The 590-nt window shown below is 70.5% G+C and carries 1 protein-coding gene; it reads left to right on the forward strand.

Annotated features, from left to right (window positions below):
• The coding region (gene iscB / locus ACFOY2_RS54785) for an RNA-guided endonuclease IscB (RefSeq protein ID WP_379536121.1) at positions 1-590 on the forward strand (590 nt) is incomplete at both ends.

Here is a 590-nt window from a genome sequence, read left to right on the forward strand (position 1 = left end):
CTCGGAGCAGTCCGACAAGGGCGGAAAGGTCCTTACAGACCTGCATGTCTTCGTGCTCGATCGCGGCGGGAAACCGTTGCAGCCGTGCCGGCCCGGCAGGGCCCGGAAACTCCTCAAAGCGGGCCGGGCGGTGGTGGTCCGGCACACCCCGTTCGTCATCCGCCTGATCGACCGCACCGTGGCCGGCTCCACCGTTGGCGGCGTCGAGGTCGGTCTCGACCCCGGCTCCAGGCACACCGGCATCGCCGTCTTCACCGAACGCGGCGGCAGTCGTGCCGGGAAGTACAGTATTCAACTCGACCATCGGGGCGCGGCGATCCGTGACAAGCTCACCGCCCGTTCGAGCTACCGGCGTGGCAGGAGGTCGCGGAACCTGCGCTACCGTGCTCCTCGATTCCGCAACCGCGCCAGGCCCGAGGGCTGGCTCGCGCCGTCGCTGCGGCACCGCGTGGACACCACCATGTCGTGGACGGCCCGGTTGCGGCGGTGGGCTCCCGTGCGCGCCGTCCACGTCGAGCGTGTCGCCTTCGACACGCACGCCCTGTCGGCGGGCCGGCCGCTGGAAGGCATCGAGTACCAGCAGGGCACAC

It is taken from the genome of Nonomuraea purpurea, assembly GCF_042650645.1.
In the GTDB taxonomy this organism is placed as follows: domain Bacteria; phylum Actinomycetota; class Actinomycetes; order Streptosporangiales; family Streptosporangiaceae; genus Nonomuraea; species Nonomuraea purpurea.